General features: G+C 71.2%; 22 protein-coding genes. 12 read left to right on the plus strand and 10 right to left on the minus strand.

The window, feature by feature from the left end:
* Positions 1-3: 3 nt before the first annotated feature.
* Genes ACFT32_RS11440 through ACFT32_RS11455 form a run of 4 tightly spaced genes read right to left on the minus strand, consistent with a single transcriptional unit; the run spans position 4 to position 5,243 of the window.
* Complete coding sequence (locus ACFT32_RS11440) at positions 4-867, minus strand: carbohydrate ABC transporter permease (protein ID WP_382488206.1); 864 nt, start codon at positions 865-867, stop codon at positions 4-6.
* The gene (locus ACFT32_RS11445; RefSeq protein WP_382488207.1) at positions 864-1,835 is read right to left on the minus strand and encodes a carbohydrate ABC transporter permease; all 972 of its coding nucleotides are present in this window, start codon (positions 1,833-1,835) and stop codon (positions 864-866) included. Before ACFT32_RS11445 ends, ACFT32_RS11440 begins: the two co-directional genes overlap by 4 nt.
* A complete protein-coding gene (locus ACFT32_RS11450; protein WP_382488208.1) occupies positions 1,832-3,175 on the minus strand; it encodes an ABC transporter substrate-binding protein in 1,344 nt (447 codons plus the stop codon). Before ACFT32_RS11450 ends, ACFT32_RS11445 begins: the two co-directional genes overlap by 4 nt.
* Positions 3,176-3,203: 28 nt before the next feature.
* Positions 3,204-5,243, minus strand: coding sequence for a beta-galactosidase (locus ACFT32_RS11455; protein WP_382488209.1), 2,040 nt, complete (start codon positions 5,241-5,243; stop codon positions 3,204-3,206).
* Between the two features lie 116 nt (positions 5,244-5,359).
* Between ACFT32_RS11455 and ACFT32_RS11460 the strand changes: the two genes are divergently transcribed.
* The 5 genes from ACFT32_RS11460 to ACFT32_RS11480 are packed head-to-tail and all read left to right on the plus strand — an operon-like array spanning position 5,360 to position 9,703.
* On the plus strand, positions 5,360-6,121 hold the full coding sequence (locus ACFT32_RS11460) for an SDR family NAD(P)-dependent oxidoreductase (RefSeq protein WP_382488210.1): 762 nt from the start codon (positions 5,360-5,362) through the stop codon (positions 6,119-6,121).
* 55 nt (positions 6,122-6,176) lie between these two features.
* Positions 6,177-6,923 carry a FadR/GntR family transcriptional regulator gene (locus ACFT32_RS11465; RefSeq protein ID WP_382488211.1) on the plus strand — a complete coding sequence of 249 codons (747 nt, stop codon included), beginning with the start codon at positions 6,177-6,179 and terminating at the stop codon, positions 6,921-6,923.
* Positions 6,920-8,065, plus strand: a complete 1,146-nt coding sequence (dgoD, locus tag ACFT32_RS11470; protein ID WP_382488212.1) for a galactonate dehydratase — start codon at positions 6,920-6,922, stop codon at positions 8,063-8,065. The genes ACFT32_RS11465 and dgoD overlap by 4 nt, the downstream gene beginning before the upstream one ends.
* A 55-nt stretch (positions 8,066-8,120) precedes the next feature.
* On the plus strand, positions 8,121-8,741 hold the full coding sequence (locus ACFT32_RS11475; RefSeq protein WP_382488213.1) for a bifunctional 4-hydroxy-2-oxoglutarate aldolase/2-dehydro-3-deoxy-phosphogluconate aldolase: 621 nt from the start codon (positions 8,121-8,123) through the stop codon (positions 8,739-8,741).
* 41 nt (positions 8,742-8,782) lie between these two features.
* Positions 8,783-9,703: a sugar kinase gene (locus ACFT32_RS11480; protein WP_382488869.1), complete on the plus strand. Its 921-nt coding sequence runs from the start codon at positions 8,783-8,785 to the stop codon at positions 9,701-9,703.
* A gap of 41 nt (positions 9,704-9,744) precedes the next feature.
* On the opposite strand, the gene ACFT32_RS11485 is transcribed toward ACFT32_RS11480, so the two are convergent.
* The 3 genes from ACFT32_RS11485 to ACFT32_RS11495 are packed head-to-tail and all read right to left on the minus strand — an operon-like array spanning position 9,745 to position 12,537.
* The gene (locus tag ACFT32_RS11485; RefSeq protein ID WP_382488214.1) at positions 9,745-10,431 is read right to left on the minus strand and encodes a GntR family transcriptional regulator; all 687 of its coding nucleotides are present in this window, start codon (positions 10,429-10,431) and stop codon (positions 9,745-9,747) included.
* Positions 10,432-10,486: 55 nt separating this feature from the next.
* Positions 10,487-11,197: an aspartate/glutamate racemase family protein gene (locus ACFT32_RS11490; protein WP_382488215.1), complete on the minus strand. Its 711-nt coding sequence runs from the start codon at positions 11,195-11,197 to the stop codon at positions 10,487-10,489.
* On the minus strand, positions 11,194-12,537 hold the full coding sequence (locus ACFT32_RS11495; RefSeq protein ID WP_382488216.1) for a dicarboxylate/amino acid:cation symporter: 1,344 nt from the start codon (positions 12,535-12,537) through the stop codon (positions 11,194-11,196). The genes ACFT32_RS11490 and ACFT32_RS11495 overlap by 4 nt, the downstream gene beginning before the upstream one ends.
* A gap of 105 nt (positions 12,538-12,642) precedes the next feature.
* On the opposite strand from ACFT32_RS11495, the gene ACFT32_RS11500 reads away from it, so the two are divergent.
* From ACFT32_RS11500 to ACFT32_RS11530, 7 genes are all read left to right on the plus strand, one after another.
* Positions 12,643-14,139, plus strand: coding sequence for an aspartate ammonia-lyase (locus tag ACFT32_RS11500; protein WP_382488217.1), 1,497 nt, complete (start codon positions 12,643-12,645; stop codon positions 14,137-14,139).
* Positions 14,140-14,149: 10 nt separating this feature from the next.
* Positions 14,150-14,848 (plus strand): TetR/AcrR family transcriptional regulator, encoded by a 699-nt coding sequence (locus tag ACFT32_RS11505; RefSeq protein WP_382488218.1) that lies wholly within the window; start codon positions 14,150-14,152, stop codon positions 14,846-14,848.
* A gap of 78 nt (positions 14,849-14,926) precedes the next feature.
* Positions 14,927-15,100 (plus strand): hypothetical protein, encoded by a 174-nt coding sequence (locus tag ACFT32_RS11510; protein ID WP_382488219.1) that lies wholly within the window; start codon positions 14,927-14,929, stop codon positions 15,098-15,100.
* Between the two features lie 44 nt (positions 15,101-15,144).
* Positions 15,145-15,276: a hypothetical protein gene (locus ACFT32_RS11515; protein WP_382488220.1), complete on the plus strand. Its 132-nt coding sequence runs from the start codon at positions 15,145-15,147 to the stop codon at positions 15,274-15,276.
* A 294-nt stretch (positions 15,277-15,570) separates the two neighbouring features.
* A complete protein-coding gene (locus ACFT32_RS11520; RefSeq protein WP_382488221.1) occupies positions 15,571-17,892 on the plus strand; it encodes a Tat pathway signal sequence domain protein in 2,322 nt (773 codons plus the stop codon).
* 24 nt (positions 17,893-17,916) lie between these two features.
* Positions 17,917-19,806 (plus strand): glycoside hydrolase family 97 catalytic domain-containing protein, encoded by a 1,890-nt coding sequence (locus ACFT32_RS11525; protein ID WP_382488222.1) that lies wholly within the window; start codon positions 17,917-17,919, stop codon positions 19,804-19,806.
* Between the two features lie 19 nt (positions 19,807-19,825).
* Positions 19,826-21,061, plus strand: a complete 1,236-nt coding sequence (locus ACFT32_RS11530) for a glycoside hydrolase family 88 protein (RefSeq protein WP_382488223.1) — start codon at positions 19,826-19,828, stop codon at positions 21,059-21,061.
* On the opposite strand, the gene ACFT32_RS11535 is transcribed toward ACFT32_RS11530, so the two are convergent.
* Genes ACFT32_RS11535 through ACFT32_RS11545 form a run of 3 tightly spaced genes read right to left on the minus strand, consistent with a single transcriptional unit; the run spans position 21,042 to position 24,877 of the window.
* Positions 21,042-22,463, minus strand: a complete 1,422-nt coding sequence (locus ACFT32_RS11535) for an aminobutyraldehyde dehydrogenase (protein ID WP_382488224.1) — start codon at positions 22,461-22,463, stop codon at positions 21,042-21,044. The genes ACFT32_RS11530 and ACFT32_RS11535 overlap by 20 nt on opposite strands.
* Positions 22,456-23,775: a flavin monoamine oxidase family protein gene (locus ACFT32_RS11540; RefSeq protein ID WP_382488225.1), complete on the minus strand. Its 1,320-nt coding sequence runs from the start codon at positions 23,773-23,775 to the stop codon at positions 22,456-22,458. The genes ACFT32_RS11535 and ACFT32_RS11540 overlap by 8 nt, the downstream gene beginning before the upstream one ends.
* Positions 23,776-23,806: 31 nt before the next feature.
* Positions 23,807-24,877, minus strand: coding sequence for an ABC transporter ATP-binding protein (locus ACFT32_RS11545; RefSeq protein ID WP_382488226.1), 1,071 nt, complete (start codon positions 24,875-24,877; stop codon positions 23,807-23,809).
* Positions 24,878-24,880 lie beyond the last annotated feature (3 nt).

The raw sequence follows: 24,880 nt of genomic DNA on the forward strand, positions 1-24,880 counted from the left end.
AACTCAGCCCTTGACGCTGCCCTGGGTCAGGCCCGACCGCCAGTAGCGCTGCAGGACGAGCATCGCGGCGGCCAGCGGGAGGATCGAGAGAAACGCGCCGCCCACCGTGAGCTGGTAGAGGTCGGGATCGCGCTCGGCCGCCGACTGCCAGGTCGTCAGGCCCAGGGTGATGGGGTACTTCCGGTCGTCGGAGAGCATCACCAGCGGCAGGAAGTAGTTGTTCCAGATGCCGACGAACTGGAAGAGGAAGACGGTCACCAGCGCGGGCGTCATCGTGCGCAGGACGAGGGTGCCGAAGATCCGCCACTCGCCGGCGCCGTCGACCCGTGCCGCCTCCAGCATCTCGGCGGGCACCGCGGCCTCGGCGTAGATGCGGCACAGATACACCCCGAACGGACTGACCATGCTGGGGATCAGCACGGCCCAGTACGAGTCGGCCAGGCCCACCTTGCTGAACAGCAGGTACATCGGCAGGGCGAGCGTGGTGCTGGGGAGCAGCACACCGGCGAGTACGCCCTTGAAGACCGTCTCCCGGCCGCGGAAGCGGTAGACGGCGAGGGCGTAGCCGGCGGCACACGCGAGCAGCGTGGCCAGCGCACCGCCGACTCCGGCGTACAGGAGGCTGTTCGCGGTCCAGCTCCAGAACATGCCGTCGCCGTAGGAGAAGACGTTCGCCATGTTGTGCAGCCACCGCGGATCGGAGAACCACAGCCCGAAGGTGCCGAAGAGGCCGGCACTGCTCTTGGTGGAGGCCACCAGCAGCCAGTAGACGGGCAGCAGGAAGTAGAGCGCAGCGACGGACAGCAGCGCGACCAGCAGAATGCGTGAGGCCGCCGGCTTCTTGACGTGCGGTGTGGACACGCTCACCGTGCATCCCTTCCCTTCCCGCGGTTCACCAGACTGAGGAAGCCGAAGGACAGCACGCTCGCGACGAGGGCGAGGATCACCGACTCGGCCGCGGCGAGGTAGATGTTGTTGTTGGCGAACGCCTCGTTGTAGGCGCTCAGGTTCGGTGTGTACGAGCTGGTGACCGTCGATGTCAGCGGCTTGATGACCAGGGGCTCGGCGAACAGTTGAAGCGTGCCGATGATGGAGAAGACACCGGTGAGGACGAGGGCGGGCCGGGCCAGTGGCAGCTTGATCCGGATCGCCGTCTGCCAGGCACCGGCCCCGTCGATGCGCGCGGCCTCGTAGAGCTCCTGCGGGATCGCCTTCAGCTGGGCGACGATCACCAGCATGTTGTAGCCGGCGAACTCCCAGATCACGATGTTGGCGATGGACCACAGCACGCTGTCGTAGCCGAGGAAGTCGGGGGCGAGGCCGATCCTGCCGAGCAGGTCGACGATCGGGCTGACGCCCGGTACGTAGAGGAACCCCCAAAGGATCGAGGCGATGACGCCGGGCACGCCGTACGGCAGGAAGTAGGCGGCACGCAGGACGCCCGCCCAGCGGTGGGAGACGGTGTCGAGTGCCAACGCCAGCGCGGTGGACAGCAGCAGCATCACAGGGATCTGCACGAGGCCGAAGAGCAGCACCCGCGCGAAGCTCTCCAGGAACGCCGACTGCTGCAACGCGAGGGCGTAGTTGTCCAGCCCGGCGAAGCCGACGGTGGCCGGTCCGAGGCCCAGCGGGCCGGAGCGGACCGGCTTGAGCAGGCTCTGGTAGACGGCGTAGCCGAGCGGAAGGACGAAGGAGAACAGGAAGAGGGCGACGAAGGGGAGGACGAACCCCCATGCCGCCCGGTCCGGGCGGGCGGACCGCCGGCCGCGCGGTGCGGACTCCTTCGTACTGCTGAGCGGCGCGGAAGTCCGCGTCCTGGTGGTCGCGGTGCTCATCGCGCGCTCCTCGCCTTCAGGCCCTTGGCTCGCAGGTTGTCCACGGAACTTCGCTGCGCGTCGGCGAGCGACGAGGCGAGCGTGCCGTCCGAGGCCATGGCTGCGCCGAAGGCGTCCCCGAGCCTGGAGAAGTCGGCGTCCGTGGTGGGGGACCACTTCCAGGAGGTGTCGATGGCCCGGTCGGAGGCGGTGAACACGTCGTTGTACCGCTGTCCGCCGAAGAACGGGTCGGGCTTGTCGAGTGCCGATCCGCGGAAGACGCCCGTGGCGGCGGGCCAGCCGTAGCCCACCGAGATGTTCAGATCGACGGCCCGGGGGTCGGTGTTGAGCCAGTGCGCGAACCGCAGCGCCTCACGCGGGTGGCGGCTGCCCTGGAGGACGGCGGTGGAGGATCCGCCCCAGTTGGCGGAGGCGTTGTCGCCGGCGGTCCACTGGGGAAGCGGGGCGACCCGCCACTTCCCCTCGGTGCCCGGCGCGTTGCCGCGCAGCAGGGCGTCGCCCCACTGCGGTCCGACCCAGGCGGCGATCTGTCCGGTCTGGACCTGCCGGTACCAGGCGCTGGACATGTCGGGTCCGACGAAGACGAGGTCGTCGCGGACCAGCCTCTCCCAGTAGTCGGCGACCTCACGCGACAGGCCGCCGTCCATGTCGACGACCCAGGCATCGCCCTGGGTGCGCACCCACCGCGCACCCCGCTGCCAGCACATCGCGGCGAACCAGGTGGGCTGGTTGGGCGCGAACGTGCACAGCCGGGCACCGCCACCGCGTTCCTTGACGACGCGGGCGGCCCGCTCGAACTCGGCCCAGGTGCCGGGCGCCCGGATGCCCCACTTCTCGAAGAGGTCCCGGCGGTAGAAGAGCCCCATCGGGCCCGAGGCCTGCGGGATCGTACGGACCCGCCCTCCGAAGACACCCTGGTTCCACTGCCACGGCACATAGCTCTCGCGCAGCTCGTCGGCACCGTATGCGCTCAGGTCCGTCAGGCCGTTGACCAGCATGAAGCCGGGCAGCTCGTGATATTCGACCTGCGCCAGGTCCGGCGGGTTGCCGGCCGCCAGCGAGGAGTGCATCTTCTGGTAGCCGCCCTGGGTGTTGGCGGGGATGTTCTGCAACTCGACGTGGATGCCGGGGTGCGTCCGGTTCCACAGGTCGACCGTCTTCCGCATCGGCACCCACGTCCAGAAGACCAGCTTCACCGGCCGGCCGGGCCGGGCGGGTTCCTGCCGGGTCGTGCGGGCGGCTCCGACGGTCTGGCCGCAGGCGCTGAGGGCCGGGAGCGCGGCGAGTGCCCCGGCACCCCATCCGAGCACAGACCTCCGCGAGGGTGGTGAGCTGTTCATATACGTCCCCTGTCCGGAGCTCGGTTGTCTACGGCTCGACCAGTACGGCCACTCCGGCTGCCGGCAGCGTGAGGCGGTCGGCGGGAGCGGCCCCTTGGCCCAGGGCATCGGTCATCGGCTCCGGGAGCCTGATCTCCACCCCTTCCGGGCCGTGGTTCAGCAGGAAGACGAACCGTCCGCCGTCGCCTTCGCGCACGGTCGCCTGGACCTGCTCGGGAAGTCCCGGAAGCACGGGCCGGACGGACGCCGTCCGGCACACCTCCTCCGTCAGGGCCCGCATGGCCTCCGGTGCCAGCCGGGTCGCGACGTACCAGGCGTCTCCCTCCCCGAAGGAGTGACGGGTGACGGCCGGCTGACCGGACAGCGGCCCGGAGCCGAAGTCGGCGACCGACCGTGCCCCTTCCGGCACGACGGCTTCGGACCACAGGTCGGCGCGGCTGACGCTGCCGTCCGAGTGCCGGACGTCGACCGTCTCCCGCTCCGCCAGCGGCCAGAACTCCTCGACACGCAGGCCCAGCACCTCGCGCAGCGGTGCGGGGTACCCGCCCAGGTGCACCCGGTCGCAGTCGTCGACAATGCCGGAGAAGAACGACACCAGCAGCCGGCCGCCGCCCCGGACGAACTCTGTGAGGCGCTCGGCGTCCGGCTGCTTCAGCAGGTAAAGGCTGGGCACGACGACGAGGCGGTAGCCGGAGAGGTCCCGGTCGGGGGGTACGACATCGCAGGAGATTCCGGCTTCGAACAGCGGCCGGTAGTGGGCGAGCGTGATTTCCATCTGGTCCAGCGCGGTGGACGGGTGCGAGTCCAGCTCCAGCGCCCACCAGCTGTTCCAGTCCAGCACGAGGGCGGCATCGGCGGTGGACCGGGTGCCGGCGATACTCGGCACGGACGCCAACTCGCGCCCCAGCTCGCTCACTTCGCGGAAGGTTCGGGTGCCGGTGCCGCCGTGCGGGACCATCGCCGAGTGGTACTTCTCGGCGCCGCCCCGGGACTGCCGCCACTGGAAGTACAGCACCGCGTCCGCGCCCTGGGCGACCGCCTGCCAGCTCCACAGCCGCATCCGCCCCGGCGGCTTGGGCCCGTTGCGGTCCCGCCAGTTCACGGCGCTGGGGGCCTGCTCCAGCAGCATCCACGGCTGACCGGCGCGGGCGGACCGGGTGACGTCGAAGATGAAACCCGCCGAGACATGCGTGTTCTCGTCGTGCGGGTCCTGGTAGACGTCGACCGAGACGACGTCCTCGTGGGCGGCCCAGCGGAAGGCGTCGACGGGCTTGTGCACCCCGATGAAGTTCGTCGTGACGGGCACGTCCGGGGTGATCCGCCGCAGGACGTCCTTCTCCGCCAGGTAGCACCGAAGCAGCGCGTCGTCGGAGAACCTGGCGAAGTCCAGCTGCTGGGCGGGGTTGGGGAAGGTCGGCGCGAGCCGCGGGGGCAGCACCTCGTCGAAGCTGTCGTAGCGCTGGGCCCAGAAGGCCGTCGACCAGGCGTCGTTGAGCGCCTCGACGTCGCCGTACCGTTCGGACAGCCAGCGCCGGAAGTCGGCCGCCGATTCGTCGCACCAGCACATCGGGGTGTGGCAGCCGTACTCGTTGCCGATGTGCCACAGCTCCAGCGCGGGGTGGTCGGCGTACCGGGTGGCCAGCCGCTCGACCAGGCGCACGGCGTGTTCGCGGTAGACGCGGCTGGAGGGACAGTAGTGCTGGCGTCCGCCGGGCCACAGGCGCCGGCCGTCGGCGGTCTCGGGGAGGATCTCCGGGTGCAGACGGGACAGCCACGGGGGCGGGGACGCCGTCATGGTGGCCAGGCAGACGGCCACACCCGCCCCTGCGAGGTTGTCCATCACCCGGTCGAACCAGTCGAAGTCGTACTCACCGGGCCTCGGCTCCACCTTGGCCCAGGAGAAGATCCCGGCCGTCACCAGGGAGACGCCGGCTTCCTTCATCAGCGCCATGTCCTCGGCCCACACCTCCTCGGGCCACTGCTCGGGGTTGTAGTCGCCGCCGAAGGCGATTCCGGCCGGGCGCAGGTGCCGCCGGGCGTCGGTCGGTACTGAGTCTGGCTGTCGCATGGCGGTCAGTCTCGGAGCGTCCTCACCACCCCGTCAAGATATATTCATTATTAATTGAAACAGCTAGAATGAACGTAGGCCACATGGGTGCGGGCAGCGGAGGGGAGAGGCGCACGATGACGGAATGCCACAGGATGGCGGGGCGCGTGGCGGTGATCACCGGCGCGGCGCACGGGATCGGCGCGGCCACGGCGCGCAGACTCGCGGCCGAGGGCGCGACGGTCGTGGTCACGGACGTGGACGACACCGCGGGCAAGACGGTCGTGGCGGACATCGAGGCCGGCGGGGGACGCGCGGAGTACCTGCGCTGCGACGTGACCTCGGCCGCCGACTGGGAGCACCTGGGCCGCCATGTCCAGGAGCGCCACGGACGCCTCGACGTGCTGCACAGCAACGCCTTCGCCCAGCTGAACAAGCCCGCGCACGAACTGAGCGAGGCCGAGTGGGACGGCCAGATGGCCGTGCTGCTCAAACCGGCCTGGCGGGGGATGAAGACCTTCGCGGCACTGCTGCGGGAGACGGCGGGGTCGGTCGTCCTCACCTCCTCGGTGCACGCGGTCATCGGCCTGCCGGGCCACGCCGCCTACGCCGCGGCCAAGGGCGCCCTGTGCTCGCTGGGGCGTCAACTGGCCGTCGAGTACGGACCGGAGATCCGGGTCAACACCGTGCTGCCCGGCCCCATCCTCACCTCCGCCTGGGAGGGGATCCCGGAGCCCGACCGGGCGCGCAGTGTGGCGGCCACGGCGGCCAAGCGGTTCGGGCAGCCGGAGGAGGTGGCCGCCGCGGTCGCCTTCCTGGCGTCGCCGGACGCCTCCTATGTGACCGGTGCGAGCCTCGTGGTCGATGGAGGATGGAGCGTCATGAAGGAGTCCTCGTGAGCGGCGCCCACCGTGCGCGCCATCAGCGACCAGGACCGGAGCGGAAACGGAGAACGTGGTGACCCATCCCGGAAAGGGGCTGCACGGCCAGGCCGTGGAGGAGCTGGGCCGGCGCATCATCCGCGGCGACTACCCACCGGGCTCCGTGGTGGACCCGGTCAGGTTCGAGACGGAGCTCGGGGTCAGCAAGACCGTGGTCCGCGAGGCGATGCGCGTGCTGGCGTCCAAGGGCCTGCTCGAGTCGAAGCAGAAGCGCGGTACGACCATCCGGCCCCGGGCCGACTGGAACCTGCTCGACAGCGACCTGCTGCGCTGGCAGGGCAGCAGCGCCCCGACCGACGGCTTCCTGGAGGACCTCGCCGAGGTGCGGGCGATAGTCGAGCCCGCCGGAGCCCGGCTCGCCGCGACCCGCCGCACACCGTCCGACCTGGACGCGATGCGACAGGCGATCGAGGCCATGGCCGCGGCGGGGACGGACGCGGAGGCCATGGTCGAGGCGGACCTGGCCTTCCACCGCGCCCTGCTGGACGCCGCCCACAACGAACTGCTGAGCCGCATGGAGGTCGTCATCGAGGCCGGTCTGCGCGTCCGCGACCGGATCGTGCACGGCGCCCGGCACTTCTCCGACTCCATACCCGTGCACCAGGAACTGCTGGACGCGGTCGAGGCGGGCGACCCGGACGCCGCCGTGGCCGCCGTCGCGTCCCTCCTGGCCCAGGCCTCCGACGACCTGGCGGCCGTACGGGCCGGTGAAGACCGCGACGACCTCGCGAACGACACGCCGTCTAAGGAAACTCGTTGAAGATAACCGGACTTGAGACGTTCCTGGTGGCCCCGCGCTGGCTGTTCCTGCGCATCGCCACCGACGAGGGCATCACCGGCTGGGGAGAGCCCGTGGTCGAGGGACGCGCCGACACCGTGCGCGCCGCCGTCCACGAACTGGCCGACTATCTCGTCGGCCGCGACCCGCTGCGCATCGAGGACCACTGGCAGGTCCTCACCAAAGGCGGCTTCTACCGCGGCGGCCCCATCCTCTCCAGCGCCGTCGCCGGCATCGACCAGGCACTGTGGGACATCGCCGGCAAGACCTACGGGGCACCCGTACACCGCCTCCTCGGCGGCCCCGTGCGGGACCGCGTCCGGATGTACGCCTGGATCGGCGGCGACCGGCCGAGCGACGTGGCGGAACTCGCCGAGGAGCAGATGAAGGCGGGCTTCACCGCCGTGAAGATGAACGCCTCGGCCGAACTCGCCCCGATCGACACACCGGCACGCACCGCCGAGGTCGTCGAACGCGTCGCGGCCGTCCGCGAGGTGCTCGGCGACGAGCGGGACATCGCCGTCGACTTCCACGGCCGCGTCTCCACCGCCATGTCGCGCCGCCTGCTGCCCCTCCTCGAACCACTGCACCCCCTGTTCGTCGAGGAACCCGTCCTGCCCGAACACTCGGGCCACCTGCGCAGCCTGGTCGAGTCGACGAGCATCCCGCTCGCGACCGGTGAACGCCTCTACTCCCGGTGGGACTTCCGCGAGGTACTGGCCGGCGGCATCGCCGTCGCCCAGCCCGACCTGTCGCACGCCGGCGGCATCTCCGAGGTCCGCCGCATCGCGGCCATGGCCGAGACGCACGACGTCGCCATGGCGCCCCACTGCCCCCTCGGCCCGATCGCCCTGGCCGCCAGCCTGCAGATCGCCTTCTCCGTGCCGAACTTCCTCATCCAGGAACAGAGCATGGGCATCCACTACAACCAGCAGTGCGACCTGCTGGAGTACGTGATGGACCCCGAACCCTTCCGCTTCGAGAACGGCTACGCCGCCCGGGGATCCCGCCCCGGTCTCGGTGTCGAGATCGACGAGAAGGCCGTACGCCGCGCCGCCGAGACCGGGCACCGCTGGCGCAACCCCGTATGGCGGGGCGCCGACGGGGCGTTCACCGAGTGGTGACACCGTCGACTCCGTCGCGCCGCACGCACCCCACGCACAAGGAGAGCCCGCTCCCATGAACCTGGTGGAATCGCTCCGAGCCCACCGCCTGCTGGCGATCGTCCGCGGCAAGGATCCCGCCGCGGCCCTGCGCACCGTACGCACCCTCGCCGAGGAAGGCGTCGCCGCCGTCGAGGTCTCACTGACCACCGCCGACGCCCTGAACGTGATCAGGCAGGCGCGCACCGACCTCGGCCCCGACGCCCTGCTCGGCGCGGGCACCGTGCGCTCGGCGGCGGACGCCGCCCGCGCCGTCGACGCCGGTGCCTCCTACCTCGTCACCCCGGCACTGGTCGACGGGCTGGCGGCGTACGGCGTACCCGTGCTGATGGGCGCCCTGACCCCGAGCGAGATCGAGGCCGCCCTCGCACGGGGAGCCGACGCGATCAAGCTCTTCCCCGGCTCCCTCGGCGGACCGGGCTATCTGCGGGCCCTGCGCGACCCGTTCCCCGAGGTGCCCTTCGTCCCGGTCGGGGGAGTGGACGCGTCGGCCGCCCGTGCGTACCTGGACCGGGGCGCCCTCGCCGTCGGCGTCGGCTCACCGCTCGTCGGGGACGCGGCCGACGGCGGTGACGTAGGGCAACTGCGCGCCCGCGCGGCCGAGTTCCGCAAGGTGGTCGCGGGGGAGGGGCCGTGACGGCAGCGGCCGCACCGGACGTGGTGACCTTCGGCGAGACGATGGCGGCGCTCCGGGCCCAGGGCGCGCTGCGGCTGGGCGGCAGCCTCGGACTGTCCGTGGCGGGAGCCGAATCGAACGTCGCCATCGGCCTAGCCCGGCTCGGCCACCGGGTGCGCTGGGCCGGCCGGGTCGGTGCGGACGAACTAGGCGCACTGGTGCTGCGTACGCTCCGCGCCGAGGGCATCGACACCGGCCACGCGTCCGTCGACGACTCGGGCCGGCCCACCGGACTGCTGCTGACCGAGCCCCGCCTGGGCACGCTCACACGGGTCAGTTACTACCGCGCCGGTTCGGCGGGTTCGGCCGTCTCACCGGCCGACGTCCTGCCCGCACTGGCCGCCGGATCCCGGGTCCTGCATCTGACCGGCATCACCCCGGCGCTCGGCCCGTCGGCTGCCGAGGCGGTCCAGGCCGCCGCCGCGGCCGCCCGAGACGCCGGCATCACCGTCTGCCTCGACGTCAACTACCGCTCCCGGCTGTGGTCCCACGACCGGGCCCGCGCTGCCCTCAGGCCGCTGCTGGCCCACACCGACCTGCTCATAGCCTCCGAGGACGAGCTGCCGCTGGTGCTGGAACGGCCCCCCGCGGCCGAGTCGGAGGCCGTGCGCGGCCTTCTGTCCGCGGGTGTCGGCGAGGTGGTCGTCAAACGTGGCGCACGCGGCGCGACCGGATTCACCGCCGAAGGGGCGACCGACCGCGCCGCTCGCCGGGTCGACGCCGTCGATCTGGTCGGCGCGGGCGACGCCTTCGTGGCCGGATACCTCTCTGGACTCCTCGACGGCGCGGACCTCCCCGCCCGTCTGCACCGGGCCGTCACCACCGCGGCCTTCGCCGTCGCCACCCGGGGCGACTGGGAAGGACTGCCGACACAGGACGAACTCGGCCTGCTCGACCGGCCCGACGGCACGACCATCCGCTGACCCAGGGGCTGAACACGACATCCACGGCGGCAGCCGCTAGGTCAGGCGGGCGCGGCTTCCGTGAACTGGTTGGTGTCGAAGAGCCGGTTGATGTGGCCGCCGAGCTCCGACCAGTGCTGTCCGGACAGTTCGGCGGCCGCGCGGGCGTCACCGCCGGCGCACACGTCGACCAGCTGGTCGTGGTGCTCGATGGTGTTGCGGCCGCCGAGGAGCGTGGAGAACTTGCGGTAGAGGATGCGGTGGATCTGCGGGTGGAGCTGCTCGACGATCCGGCTGAGGACGGGGTTGTCCGCCGCCTCGATCGGGACGGCGTGGAAGCGGTCGTCGGCTGCGAGGGCGGCGTCGGTGTCGTTGGCGGCGACGGCCCGTTCGAAATCCCGGTTGGCCTGTCGCATGAGCTGCCGGTCCTGCTCGGTCATGACCGGCACGGCCGTCTCGATGGCGAGCTGGTCGAGGGAGCGCAGCACGGCGAGGGTCTTCTCGACGTCGCGGCGGTTGAGGGTGGTGATCCGGGTGTAGACGCCGGGCTTGGCCTCGACCAGACCGATGTCGGCGAGCCGGGCGAGCGCCTCGCGCACCGGGGTGCGGCTGAGACCGAGACGCTCGGCGAGTTCGCCGTCCTTGACCTTTTCCCCGGGGGCGAGTTCTCCGCGCACGATGGAGTCGCGCAGCCGGTGGAAGACCTCGTCGCTGAGGAGACGGCGGGAGACAGGGCTGTCGAGTGACATATTGCGTACAGTACATCGATCGCTGCGCGGCATTCCCGTTCACCCGCCCTCGTCCTCATGTCGTGCGTATCCGGCGGACCAGGGCCTGAGCCAGGACGACGGCCGGGTCGACGAGGGGGACCTCGACCGTTCCGGCGGACAGCCCGAGAGGGATCTCCGTGCAGCCCGCGATGATCACTTGCGCTCCCCGCGCCGTGAGTCCGTGCGCGGCTCGCACCAGCGGCTCGGTGGCCGTGGCGTCCCGCCGCCCGGCCTTCACCGCCTGGATGGCGGCCATGACCTCGTCCCGCTGGCTGTCGGGCCCGGGCAGCACGAGGCTGATGCCGAAGCGGTCCAGCCACTCCTGATAGAGGCCGGCACGGACGGTTCCGGTCGTGGCGAGCAGTCCGGCGGTGTGCACATGGGGCCGCAGGGCGGACAGGTGACGGGCGACCTCGCCGATCATATGGACGATGGGCAGGCCCACATGGCCGGCGATGCGGGGGACGAACGCGTGCGCGGTGTTGCAGGGGATGGCGATGACGGTGGCGCCCGCCTCGCGCAGGACCCGCCCGCCGTGCAGGAGCCAGGGGGTCGGGTCGGGACCGTCGCCGATCAGGGCCGCGGTGCGGTCCGGGATGGTGGGGTCGGACCAGATGACCGTCCTGAGGTGGTCCTGGTCGCTGCTGCCCGGCGTCATCGACACCAGCTTGGCGTAGAAGTCGGCGGTGGCGGCCGGGCCCATGCCGCCGAGGATGCCGATGATCTCCGAGGGGGCGGTGGTCACTGGACGGGTTCCTTCTGGAGGGCCGTGGCCTCGGTCTCGGCGGGGGTGCGGGGGAGGTCGTCGGCGCCGCGCTTGGCCTCGCGCCGTTTCTCGGAGCTGTCGACCACGGCGGCGGCGAGTGAGTTGCCGATGACGTTCACGCCGGTGCGGGCCATGTCCACGATGAAGTCGACGCCGAGGAGCAGGGCGATGCCTTCGGCGGGCAGGCCGATGGAGTTGCCGGCCGCGATGAGCACGACGATGGAGGCGGAGGCGACACCGGCCATGCCCTTGGAGAGGATCACCAGCACGCCGACCATGAGGAGCAGGGCGGGCAGCGAGGTGTCGGCGCCGTAGGCGTTGGCGAGGAAGACCAGGGCGGCGGCCTGGTAGAGGACCGAGCCGTCGGTGTTGAAGGAGTACCCGAGGGGGACGACGAACGAGGTCGTCGACCGGCTGAGGCCGAACGCCTCGAGCTTGCCCATCAGCGGGGCCAGCACCGATTCGGAACTGCGGGTCACGAAGGCGATCCCGGCCAGCCCGGCGATCGACTTCATCAGCGCGACGTAGCGGATGCGGTAGAACGCGGCGATCAGCGGGAACAGCACGCCGATGACGATGGCCAGGCCCGCGTAGACCACGGCGATGAAGCCCATCAGACTGCGCAGATTGCCGAAGCCGTAGTGGGCGACGTCGTAGGAGATGAACCCGAGGACGCCCAGGGGTGCGATGCGGATGACATAGCCGACGACCTTGAACATCACCGAGGCGACGGACTCCAGGACGTCGGCGAAGGGCTCGGACTTCTCCCCGATCGCGGCCATGGCGACGCCCACGAGCAGGGCGAAGACGATCGCGCCCAGCAGATTGCCCTCGCCGAACGCTTCGAAGATGTTCTTCGGGAAGGCGTGCAGGACCAGTTCGTGGAAGTCGATGCCCTGGCTCATGCCGTCCAGGTCTTTGGCGTCGGCCCCCTGGACGGGGGCGCCCTTGCCGATGCCCGTGAACTTCGCCAGGCCGACCGCGATCAGCAGGATGACGGTCGTGACGATCTCGAAATAGAGGATGGCCTTGCCGGCGATCCGGCCGACCTTCTTGACCGACTCCATGCGGGCGATGCCCAGCACGATGAGCGGGAAGACCAGCGGCAGGACCACGACCTGCACCAGGTTCAGGAACACCTCCCCGAGGATCTTCATCTGCTCGCCGGCCGATGGGGCGAGGGTTCCGACGAGGGCTCCGAGGCCGACGGCGATGATCGACTGAACGCCGATCGGCATCTTCAGACAGCGCCGCCAGAACCCAGTGCGCCGGGTCGGTGGGGTGTCTGTGCTGGTGGGACGGGGGTGAGCGGTGTCCATGGGACCTCCTGCCGCATGCAATATATTGCGTTCTGCGTTTTGGCGGGTAACACTGGCCCGGAAGCGGGGGCCTGTCAAGGGGCCCGCAAGGACGAGGAGCATCGGATGCCGCGGAGCACACGCATCGAGCACGACCTGGTCGGAGACAAGGAGGTCCCCGCCGACGCCTACTACGGCGTGCACACCGTGCGGGCCGTGGAGAACTTCGCGATCACCGGATCGACCATCGCCCGCTTCCCCGACCTGATCGCCGCACTGGCCGCCGTCAAGCAGGCCGCCGCGCAGGCCAACCGTGATCTCGGCCTGCTGCCGCCGGACATCGCCGGGGCGATCATCAGTGCGTGCCAGGAGATCGGATCCGGACGGCTCGTCGAGCAGTTCGTCGTCGACCCCGTCCAGGGCGGGGCCGGCACGTCGACGAACATGAACGCCAACGAGGTCATCGCCAACCGGGCCCTGGAGATCCTCGGCCACCCGCGCGGCCGCTACGACGTGATCCACCCGCTCGACCACGTCAATCTCGGGCAGAGCACCAACGACGTCTACCCCACCGCCGTACGTCTCGCTCTGGTCGCCTCACTGCGCCGGCTCGGTGACTCCCTCGCGGCGCTGGCCACGGCCTTCACCGGCAAGGCGACGGACTTCGGCGACGTACTGAAGATGGGCCGCACCCAGCTCCAGGACGCGGTCCCCATGACGCTCGGTCAGGAGTTCACCACCTACGCCGTCATGATCGAGGAGGACCGCCAACGGCTCGCCGAGGCCGCCGCCCTGCTGCTGGAGTCCCACCTCGGCGGCACCGCGATCGGCACCGGCATCAACGGCCACCCCCGCTACGCCGAACTCGCCTGCGCGTATCTCGCCGACATCAGCGGCGAACCCGTCCGGCCCGCGGGCGACTTCATCGAAGCCACCCAGGACTGCGGTGCCTTCGTCCAGCTCTCCGGCGTCCTCAAGCGCGTCGCGGTGAAGCTCTCCAAGACGTGCAACGACCTGCGGCTGATGTCCTCAGGCCCCACGGCCGGACTCGGCGAGATCAACCTGCCGCCGGTGCAGGCCGGTTCGTCCATCATGCCCGGCAAGGTCAACCCGGTGATCCCCGAGGTCGTCAACCAGGTCGCCTTCGAGGTCATCGGCAACGACCTGACCGTCACCATGGCCGCCGAGGCCGGACAGCTCCAGCTCAACGCGTTCGAACCCGTCATCGCCTACAGCCTGCTGCGCTCCCTGACCCATCTGCGGGCCGCCTGCGACGCGCTCGCCGTCCGCTGCGTCCCGGGCATCACCGCCAACCGCGAACACCTCCGCGGCACGGTCCACCGCTCCATCGGTCTCGTGACCGCCCTCGCCCCGCACATCGGCTACGCCGCCGCCACCACGCTGGCGGGCCAGGCCCTCGCCACGGGCCGGGGCGTCAAGGAGCTGGCCGCGGAGGCGGGTCTGCTCACCGCCGGAGAACTGGAGACGATCCTGCGCCCGGAGAACCTCACCGGGCAGGCACCCGTGCCGGACGCCCCGGCGGCGCTGCGTGCCCAGGAGCCGTGCTGCGTGCCTGGAAGCCGCGCTGCGGGCCCCAAATGGATAGGCCATACCGGTAGCTAGACTGGCCGGTATGACCCGCCGCGACCAGCAATCCGATGGCCCCGCCGCGCAGCCGCTGCGCAGCGACGCCGAGCGCAACCGGGAGCGGATCATCGCCGCCGCGCGCCTGGTGTTCGCGCGGGACGGCCTGAACGCCTCCATGGCGTCCGTGGCCCGTGAGGCGGGGGTCGGGATCGCCACGATGTTCCGGCGCTTCCCGACGAAGGAGGAGCTGGTCGCCGCGGTCTTCTCCGACCGCATGGACGCTTATGCCGACGCGGTCGCGGTCGCCCTGGAGGACCCCGACCCCTGGAACGGGTTCGTCGGCTACATCGAGCAGGCCTGCGCGATGCAGGCCGCCGACTTCGGCTTCGCCGACGTCCTGACCATGACCTTCCCCACCGCCAAGGCGCTGGAGCGGCGCCGCGACGAGGCGTACACGTCCATGGTCGAGCTCATCGGCCGTGCCAAGGCCGCCGGGCGGCTGCGAGAGGACTTCGACCCCTCGGACCTGGTGCTGATCCACATGGCCAACGCCGGTGTCGTCAACGCCACCGGCGAGGCGGCGCCCGACGCCTGGCGCCGTGTCGTCGCCCTGCTGATCCAGTCCCTGGAGGCCCCTGCCCGCGGCGCACTGCCCGACTCGCCCGAGCACGACGCCCTCTACAAGGCCATGCTCCGCGCCGGCCCCGGGGGTCCCACCGCTGTGGCCCCGGACGAGAGCAGCTGATCTCCGGGACCGGATCAGCCCATGGCCACAAGGGAGTTGACCGACACATGGCCCTGGTCCTGGTGACCGGAGCGGCCGATGGACTCGGGCGCCGGGTTCGGCCGTTTCGACGCCGTCATCCACAACGCCGGGGTCATGAACCGCCCGGAGGACGTCACCGTCAACACCGTCGCGCCCTACCTGCTGACGGCCCTGATGGAGAAGCCGGGCAGGCTCGTCTACCTCAGCAGCTCCATGCACCGGACGACCTGACCGCCGGGCATCGGACCCAGGTCTGGCTCGCCGCGCACCCCGACGTGACCCCGGGCACCGGCGGCTACTGGTACCACCAGCGGGTACAGACACCGCACCCCGCCTCGCAGGACGATGAGTTCCAGGCTCGCCTCATCGAAACCCTGGAGCGCCACACGGGCGTCCCGGTCGACTGACGGGGGCTCATGGCCGACCGCCTTCCGCCGTGGCGGCGGCGACGACCCCCGGACGCCGGTGCGGTCCTACCACCCGGAGCCCGACCGGCAGTGGTCTCCATGCCGGAGCCGTCCATGGAGGCGGGGCAGGGGACGCTGACGTCGAAGGACGCGACCTGGCTGCGTGGCTGACGTTCCACTCCGTGAACATACATCGGATGAGTCGTGCTACTGGGGTCATTGACAGGTGCACGAGTGCTGCTAGGTTCCGCGATACACCCGATGTATTGATGAGCCGTCAGCTCTGGAGGACGCATGACCTCACAGCCGGAGCACCATTCGAAGGTGGCCCGCAGAGCCGTACTCGGCACCGCCCTCTCCGGCGCGGCAGCAGCCGCCCTGCCCGGAACAGCCCACGCGGAGGAGCCCGAACCGACGCTGCCGTCCGCCGCCGACGGGGGTGCCGGACGCCCCTGGAGACTCCGCGACACCATGACCACCGACGGAGCCTGGGCGACGTTCCTGCGCGGCCAGGACCTGCTGTGGACCAGGCTGCCCACCCGCTGGTACGAGGGCCCGTTCCTCGGCGACGGGCTGCTCGGCAGCATGATCTACCGGGAGCCGGACGCCAACCGCGTCCGCTTCACCGTCCAGCACGGCCGGGTCCAGGACCACCGCCCCGAGTTCGGCAGCGGCTGGGGCACCTGCCGGCTGCCGGTCGGGCACCTGACGCTCGACCCGGTCGGCACCATCACCGCCGTCGACTGGCGGCTGAGCCTGTGGAACGCCGAACTCACCGGCACCGTCACCACCACCGCCGGCACGCTCACCCTCTCCGCCCTCATCCACGACGAGGTACTCGCCGTCCGGGTCCGGGCCTCCGGCGGCGAGCGCACCGTCTGGACCTTCCACCCCGAGGAGGCCATCAGCCCCCGGAAGATCCAGGAGGCCCCGCCCGCCGACTACACCCCCAACCCGCCCTGGACCAGCCGGACCGCCGCCGACGGCACCGAGCAGGTCCTCCAGCCCCTCACCGGCGGCCAGACCGCCACCGCCTACCGGCGCGACGGCGACGAACTGCTGCTCAGCGTCGGGCACAGCGCCCCCTCCACCACCGCCGCCGAGGCCCAATCGCTCCGCAACCTGCGGCGAGCGGCCTCGTACGGCGCCCTCAGACGACGGCACACCCGCTGGTGGCACGCCTTCTACAAGAAGAGCTTCGTCTCCTTCCCCGACCAGCGGCTGCAGAGCTTCCACTGGATCCAGCTCTACAAGGCCGCCTCCGCCAGCCGCGCGGACGGCCCCGTCATGGCCACCTGCGGGCCGTGGCTGGAGCCCACCCCATGGCCCGCGGTCTGGTGGAACCTCAACATCCAGCTGGAGTACTGGCTCGTCCACGGCTCCAACCACCTGGAACTCGACGCGCTCGCCACCACTCTGCGCCGCAACCAGGAACAGCTCATCGCCAACGTGCCCGCCGCCTACCGCGCCGACAGCTCCGGCGTCGGACGCAGCTCCGACATGTTCGCCAACCGGGAGGTCGGCAGGCCCGGCTCCGGCTCCGAGGTCGGCAACCTCACCTGGGCGCTGCACAACGTGTGGCTGTCCTACCGGCACTCCATGGACGAGGCCCTCCTGCGCGACACCGTCTTCCCGTTGCTCCGCCGGGCCGTCGCCTACTACCTGCACTTCCTCACCCCGGGCAGCGACGGCAAGCTCCACCTGCCGAGCACCCTCTCGCCCGAGTACCCCGTCGTACCGCCGCAGGACACCACCTACGACCTGGCCCTGATCCGCTGGGCCTGCCAGACCCTCATCGACTCCGCCGAACTCCTCGGCATCGACGACCCGTCGGCCCCGCGCTGGCACGAGGTGCTGGCCAAGCTCACGCCCTACCCGGTCGACGGCAACGGCTTCATGATCGGTGCCGGCACCCCGTACGCCCAGTCCCACCGCCACTACTCGCACCTGCTGATGGTGTACCCGCTGTACCTCGTCAACTGGGACCAGCCCGAGAACCGCGACCTGATCACCAGGTCCATCGAGCACTGGCACGCGCTGACCGGCGCCCACCGCGGCTACAGCTACACCGGCGCCGCCTCGATGTACGCGATGACCGGCGACGGCGACACCGCGATCACCTATCTGCGGAAGTTCTTCGACACCTCCACCCGCTACCCCTGCCAGGCCAACACCCACTACACCGAGGCCGGACCGGTCATCGAGACGCCGCTGTCCGCCTCGCAGTCCCTGCACGACATGTTGTGCCAGAGCTGGGGCGGAGTGATCCGCGTCTTCCCGGCCGTCCCCACCGCGTGGGCGGACCTCACCCTGCACGACTTCCGTACCCAGGGCGCCTTCCTGGTCAGCGCCGTCCGCAAGGAGGGCAGGACCCGGTTCATCCGGATCAGAAGCCTGGCGGGCGAGCCGCTCAAGCTGAAGCACGGGCTGGGCGGCCGGCTCACCGTGCTCCTCGACGACGGCCGCCCAGCCCGCACCCGTGACCTCGGCGACGGGATGCTCTCCATAGAGCTGCCCAAGGGCCGCGAGGTGCTGGTGCACTCCGGCTCCCGCCCCGACCTCGTCATCGCGCCGGTCACTGTCAGCGAACCGGGCCCCGCCTGGGGACTGCCGTAAAGCCCGCACACCTCGGAGGGTTCCATGGCTGTTCCGATCAGAACCGCGGTCGCCGCGCTGTGCACCGGCCTCGCGGCCACACTCCTCACGACCGTTCCCGCCCGGGCCGAGAAGCAGGAGCACACCTGGGCGGTGTCCGCCTCCGCACACGCACCCCGCGCACGGATCTCCCTGGACGACAGCGCCGGCACCCTGAGCCTGTCCGTGACCCGGGCCGGGCGTACGGTCATCGAGCCGTCGCCCGTCGGCATCGTCACCGAACAGGCCGACCTCTCCCAGGACCTGCGCTTCCTGCACCGCGAGAGCCGGACGATCGACGAGCGGTACCGCACGAAGTCCGGCAAACGTCTGGACCGCCGGGTCCGCATGAACGAGACCCGCCTGTCGTTCGCCACCCCGAGGGGTGCCCGGCTCGACCTCGTCGTCCGCGCCTCCGCCGACGGCGTCGCCTACCGGTACGTCCTGCCCGCCGCGTCCGGTGACGTGCTCGGCGAGACCTCCGCCTTCCACCTGCCGCCGGACGCGAGCGCGTGGCTGGGCACCTACCGGGCCGACAACGAGGGCCAGTTCGTCCAGTACACGGCCGCCACGGCACCCACCGGCGAGTACTCGGACCAGGCGCTGTTCGCGACCGACGGCGGCTACACCCTGCTCGCCGAGTCCGACCTCACCGGCGCCTACTCCGGTGCCCGGCTCGCCCACGACCAGGGCACCGGCACCTACCGCGTCAAGCTCGCCGACGACCGGGTCCGCACCGACGGCCCCCTCGCCACCCCCTGGCGGGCCATGGTCACCGGCGACCTCGCCACCGTCACCCGCTCCACCTTCACCGACGACCTTGCCCCCGCCTCCAAGGCCGGCCACACCTCCTGGATCAAGCCCGGCACCGCCCTGTGGACCTGGCTCGCCGGCGGGCGCCCGGCCGGGCAGAGCCTCACCGCGCAGAAGGCCTACGTCGACTACGCCGCCGAACGCGGCTGGCCCTACGAGGCCGTCGACGCGGGCTGGTACTTCAAGGCCGACGCCTGGGACACCACCGACCCGGACTGGCAGACCAACAGCTGGATGCCCGAACTCGTCGACTACGCACGCGCCAAGGGCGTCGGCATCATCGTCTGGATCCACCAGCGCGACCTCGACACGGCCGAGGAACGCGCCCGGTGGCTGCCCACCCTGGAACGCTGGGGCGTGAAGGGCGTCAAGATCGACTTCATGGACTCGGAGGCACAGTCCACGCTCCGGTGGTACGACGCGATCCTCCCGGAGACCGCCGCCCACCACCTCCTGGTCAACTTCCACGGCTCCACCATCCCCAAGGGAATCCAGCGCACCTGGCCGCACGTCATGACCCTGGAGGGCGTCGCCGGCGAGGAGAAACGCACCAACACCGCCGCCCACCTCACCACCCTGCCCTTCACCCGCAACGTCATCGGCTCCATGGACTTCACCCCCGGCGCGTTCCAGCGCGTCGGCCTGCGCCCCAACTCGGACGCCGCCGAGGTCGGCCTCACCGTCGCCTACGAGTCGGGCCTGCAGATGTTCGCCGGCACCCCCGAGTCGTACGACGCCCGTCCGCTCGCCCGGGACTACTTCGACCAGGTCCCCGCGGCCTGGGACGACACCCGGCTGCTCGCCGGGAGTCCAGGTCAGGAAGCCGTGCTCGCCCGCCGCGGCGGCGACCGCTGGTTCCTGGGCGGGGTGTACGCCGGTGCCGCCCGCCGCGCCGAGGTGCCGCTGACGATCGGCCCGGGACGCTGGCTGGTCGAGACGGTCGAGGACGGTACCGGCGGTCTCGTCCAGAGGCGTCAGGTACTGCGCGGCGGCGCCACGCTCGCCGTGGATGTCCTGGCCAACGGGGGCTTCGCGGGCATCGCCTGCGCCTGGCGCCCGGGCCTGACCAGCTGTCACCGCTGAGCTTTCCTGGAGGACCAGCATGAGTGTTTCCCGACGTACGGTGCTGGCCACGGCGGCCGGTGCCGTGGCGACAGGCGCATCCTCGACACCGGCCGCGGCCACCGGCACCACCCCGGCACCGACCCTGAGCAAGCTCCGCGCGGCCGCCGACTACGCCGTGGAGAAGCTCCACGCCGTCGCACCGACCGTGACCGCCTTCCCCGTCGGCACGAAGTTCGAGAAGTGGACCTACTCGCAAAGCGGCGACTGGGTCGGCGGGTTCTGGCCGGGCACGCTGTGGATGGCATGGCTCTACAGCGAGGACGAGGCCTTCCGCACGCTGGCATCGGCCTCGGCGCGGAAGCTGGCCCCGCGCCAGTACGACACCGGCACCCACGACCTCGGTTTCCTCTTCTGCCCGTCCTGGGTCACCGCCTGGCGGCTGACGGGCGAAGAAGCCTGGCGGGCGGGCGCCTTGCGGGCGGCCGACTCCCTGATCCGGCGGTACAACCCGCAGGGCCGCTTCATCAGAGCGTGGGGCGCGCTGAACGACGAGAAGAACGCCGGCCGGGTCATCGTCGACACGATGATGAACCTCGACCTGCTGGCGTTCGCGAGCCACCAGACCGGCGATGCGAAGTACCTGGACATCGCCGTGGAGCACGCGAAGACGACCCGGCGGGTCTTCCCGCGCCCGGACGGATCGACCCCGCACGTCTACGACTTCGACCCGAAGAGCGGCGCGCCGCTCGGCCCGAACACCGTGCAGGGGTACAGCCCCACCTCGTGCTGGTCGCGCGGGCAGGCGTGGGGCCTGTACGGATTCACCACGATGTACCGGAGGACCGGGAACCGGGACTTCCTGGCCACCGCCCGCAAGCTCGCGGACTTCGCGATCGGAGCACTCACCCCGGACCACGTCCCCGTGTGGGACTACCGCGCTCCGCAGCAGCCCCACGACATCAAGGACGCTTCCGCCGGAGCGATCACGGCCTGCGGCCTTCTCGACCTGTCCGCCGCCACCGGCCGACAGGCCTATCGCGAGGTGGCGTTACGGCTGCTCACCGCCCTCTCGGAGACCTGCCTGACGAGGAGATCGGCCCGCGCGGAAGCGGTGGTGGCCCGCTGCACCCGCCACCGCCCCAACGAGGACGGCATCGAGGTCTCCCTCCCGTACGCCGACTACTACCTGCTGGAGGGCATCCTGCGGGTCCTGCGGCCACAGGACGTCGACCGGGCGATCGACCTCTCCTCGGTCACAGCATCACGTGCTTGACCTGCGTGTAGTCGAGCAGACCGGTGAGCGAGAGATCGCTGCCGTACCCGGAATGCCGCACGCCGCCGTGCGGCATCTCCGACACCGTCGTGCCATGGGTGTTGACCCAGACGATGCCGGTCCGCAGTACGCGGCTCGCCCGCATGGCCCGGTCGTGGTCGCGGGTCCAGACGCTCGCCGCGAGCCCCTGGGGCACGCCGTTGGCCAGGCGGAAGGCCTCGGACTCGTCGGCGAAGGGCTGGACGGTGACGACCGGGCCGAACACCTCGCTCCGTACGATCTCGTCCTCCTGCCGCGCTCCGGCGACCACCGTGGCCTGGTGGAAGTAGCCGGGGCGGGCCAGGGCCGCGCCGCCGGTGACGATCTCGGCGTGGTCCGGAAGCCTGTCCAACAAGCCGCGCACATGGGCTAGTTGAGCTGAATTGGCGAGCGGGCCGAACGCGGCCCGCTCGTCGTCCGGCGCTCCGGGCCGCAGGCCGGCGGCCCGTTCGGCGAAGCGGGCCAGGAAGCCGTCGTGGATCCGCCGATCGACCAGGATCCTGGTCGCGGCCGTGCAGTCCTGCCCCGCGTTGTAGAACGACAGCGACGACAACTGCTCCACCGCGTCGTCGAGATCGGCGTCCGCGTGGATCAGCACCGGCGCGTTGCCGCCGAGTTCCAGGTGCAGCCGCTTCAAATCCGTGGCCGCCGCGGCGGCGATCTCCTGCCCCGCGCGGACACTGCCCGTGACGGCCACCAGCCGTACATCGGGGTGGCCGACTAGGGACCGCCCGGTGTCGCGGTCGCCGCACACGACGTTGAGCACACCGGGCGGCAGGTGCTCGGCGGCCAGCCGGGCCAGGAGCAGGGCCGAGGACGGTGTGGTGTCGGACGGTTTCAGGACGACCGTGTTGCCGGCGGCCAGCGCCGGGGCGATCTTCCACACGGCCATCATCAGCGGATAGTTCCACGGGGTGATCTGGGCACAGACGCCGACCGGCTCACGGCGCAGCACGGAGGTACGGCCCGGCGTGTACTCGGCGGCCGCCGCGCCCGGCAGGTTCCGGGCGGCACCCGCGAAGTACCGCAGCACGTCCACGATCGCGGGCAGTTCGTCGCCCAGGAACAGGACGCGCGGCTTGCCCGTGTCGGCCACCTCGGCGCTCGCCACCGCACCGGCCTCCCGTTCCAGCGCGTCGGCGATCCGCAGCAGCGCGGCCTGCCGCTCCGCCGGAGTCGTCACCGACCAGCCGGGAAAGGCATCTTCGGCCGCCCGGCAGGCCGCGTCCACGTCCTCGGGGCCGGAGAGCGGGGCCGTGCCGTGCGGGAGTCCGGTGCCCGGGTCGATCAGCCGCAGGGTGGCGCCGGAGGCCGCCGGTACCTCCTTGCCGCCGATGTGGTTCAGGCGGTCGTTGTCACCCACGGCGCAGTGCCTCCTCGGCGGCGGCGCGGCCGGTGCGGACGGCGCCCTCCATGTATCCGGCGACCCACTGGTCGGAGCCGCAGACGTAGAACGGCGGTTCATGGGTGCCGTGCAGCGGGCCGACGGCCATGACCTCGCCCGGCGGCCACTGGGTGACATAACCCTGGGTCCAGGGGTCGGTGCCCCACAGCCGCAGATGGCAGGAGGTCGGGCGGAGCGCCTCGTCGCCGAACATGCCGGCCATCTCGGCGAGCAGCTCGGGCGTGCGGAGCCGTGGCGGGGTGCCGAGCAGGACGCCGTAGCGCTCGGGCGGGATCAGCGCCGACAGGACGCCCTCGTTCTGCGGCCAGGTGCTGCCCAGCACGCCCTCGGCCTCGGACAGTCCGTTCAGATCGGCGTCCCGCCAGAAGGGACGGTCGTAGACGGCGGCGAACTTCGCGGCCGTCGCGTGGCGTTGGCGGTGCAGGGAGGCGAGCCGGGCCTCGCTGACCCCGCTGATCGCGACGGACCGCAGCGGGCCCACCGGGAGGGCGCTCACCACGGCGTTCGCGGTGAGGATCTCGCCGGTGGCCAGGCGTACGGTGCAGCGGTCCGGGCTGATGTCCAGGGCGGCGACGGGGGAGCCGAGCCGGATGCGCCCTCCCAGCTCGCGGCCCATGACCTCGGCGAGCGTCGCCGAGCCGTCGGCCGGCCGCAGTCCCTCCCAGTCCTCGTAGTCGTAGTCGCCCGTGCCCGATCCGGGGACCGCCGCGCTCTTGCGCAGCGCCGCCAGCAGGGAGATCCGCTCGTAGGAGCCGCCGGCCAGGGCGAGCTGGCCGATGTCCCACAGGCGTACCACGGCGGGCGTGGCCTGCCGGGAGCGCAGCCAGTCGGCGACCGACAGCCGGTCCAGGGAGGTCGCGTCCGGATGCGACCAGGGATCGTCGGGGTCGACGGTGGCGGCCAGGCCGGTGAACTCGGTGCTCAGGCGCTCGTGCAGGGCCGTCTCGCCGGGGCCGAACCAGTGCGGCGGATCACCGGCCGAGCGGCCCTCCGGAGTGGCCCGGGTCATGCGGCCGGGTTCGGCGACATAGCTGGGAACCAGCTTCAGGCCCAGCTCCTCGGCGAGCCGGAGATAGGCGGTGTGCCCGTGGCCGACGACCTCACCGCCCAGCTGGACGGTGCGGCCGTCGGGCGTGCGGGTCTGCTCCACCCGGCCGCCGACCCGGTCGCGGGCCTCCAGGACGAGCACGTCGGTGCCGGCGGCTGCCAGGTCCCGGGCGGCGGAGAGCCCCGCCAACCCGGCACCCAGCACGATCACGTCGTGATGCATGGGTTCGCTTTCCTCAGAGATGTCGGGGCGTTCAGGCCAGGACCAGGCAGTGCTCCGGCCGCCAGCCGAACTCCACCGTCTCGCCGCCGCACCAGCGGTCCTCCATGCGCGCACGGTCCGTGTTCTGCTCCAGCACCGACAGCGTGACGCCCGGGGCGAGTTCGATCAGATACGTCGTGGTCGGGCCGCTGTAGACGGTCTCGCGGACGACACCGCTCAGCATCGACATGCCGGGCTCGAAGTCCGAGAGCCAGATCTTCTCGGGGCGTACGGACACACTGACGGCGGTGCCGTCCGCGATCTCGGAACGGGGACCGACGGGCAGGGCGGGCCCCTTCTCCAGTGCCACCTCACCGCCCCGGTAGGTGCCGGTCATCAGGTTGGACGTCCCCATGAAGGAGGCGGCAAAGCTGGTGGCGGGGTGCTCGTAGATGTCCTCGGGCGTGCCGCACTGCTCGATGCGGCCCCCGTTCATCACGGCGATCCGGTCGGACATGGTCAGCGCCTCGTCCTGGTCGTGGGTGACGAAGACGAAGGTGATGCCGACCTCGCGCTGGATCTGCTTCAGCTCGACCTGCATCTGCCGGCGCAGCTTCAGGTCGAGGGCGGCGAGTGGTTCGTCGAGGAGCAGGACGGCCGGACGGTTGACCAGCGCGCGGGCCAGCGCGACGCGCTGCCGCTGACCGCCGGAGAGCGTGCCGGGCTTGCGGTCGGCCAGCCCGGCGAGCTGGATCAGCTCCAGCATCTCGCCGACCCGCTGCCGGATCTCCGCCCTGTCGACGCCCTTGCGCTTGAGGCCGAAGCCCACGTTGTCGGCGATGCTCAGATGGTCGAAGAGGGCGTAGCTCTGGAAGACCGTGTTGACGTTGCGCTTGTTCGGCGGCAGCGCCGTCACGTCCTCGCCGCCGAGCAGCACCGATCCCTCGGTCGGGTCGCTGAACCCGCCGATCATGCGCAGCGTCGTGGTCTTGCCGCAGCCGGACGGGCCCAGCAGGGAGAAGAAGGCGCCGGCCTCGATGTCGAGATCGAGCTGGTGGACGGCGTAGGAGTCGCCGAACTGCTTGGAGACGCCGTCGAGCCGGACGGCGGGGGTCGCGTCCATGGA

Origin of the sequence: Streptomyces sp. NPDC057002, assembly GCF_042673825.1 — a bacterium.
Lineage (GTDB): Bacteria > Actinomycetota > Actinomycetes > Streptomycetales > Streptomycetaceae > Streptomyces.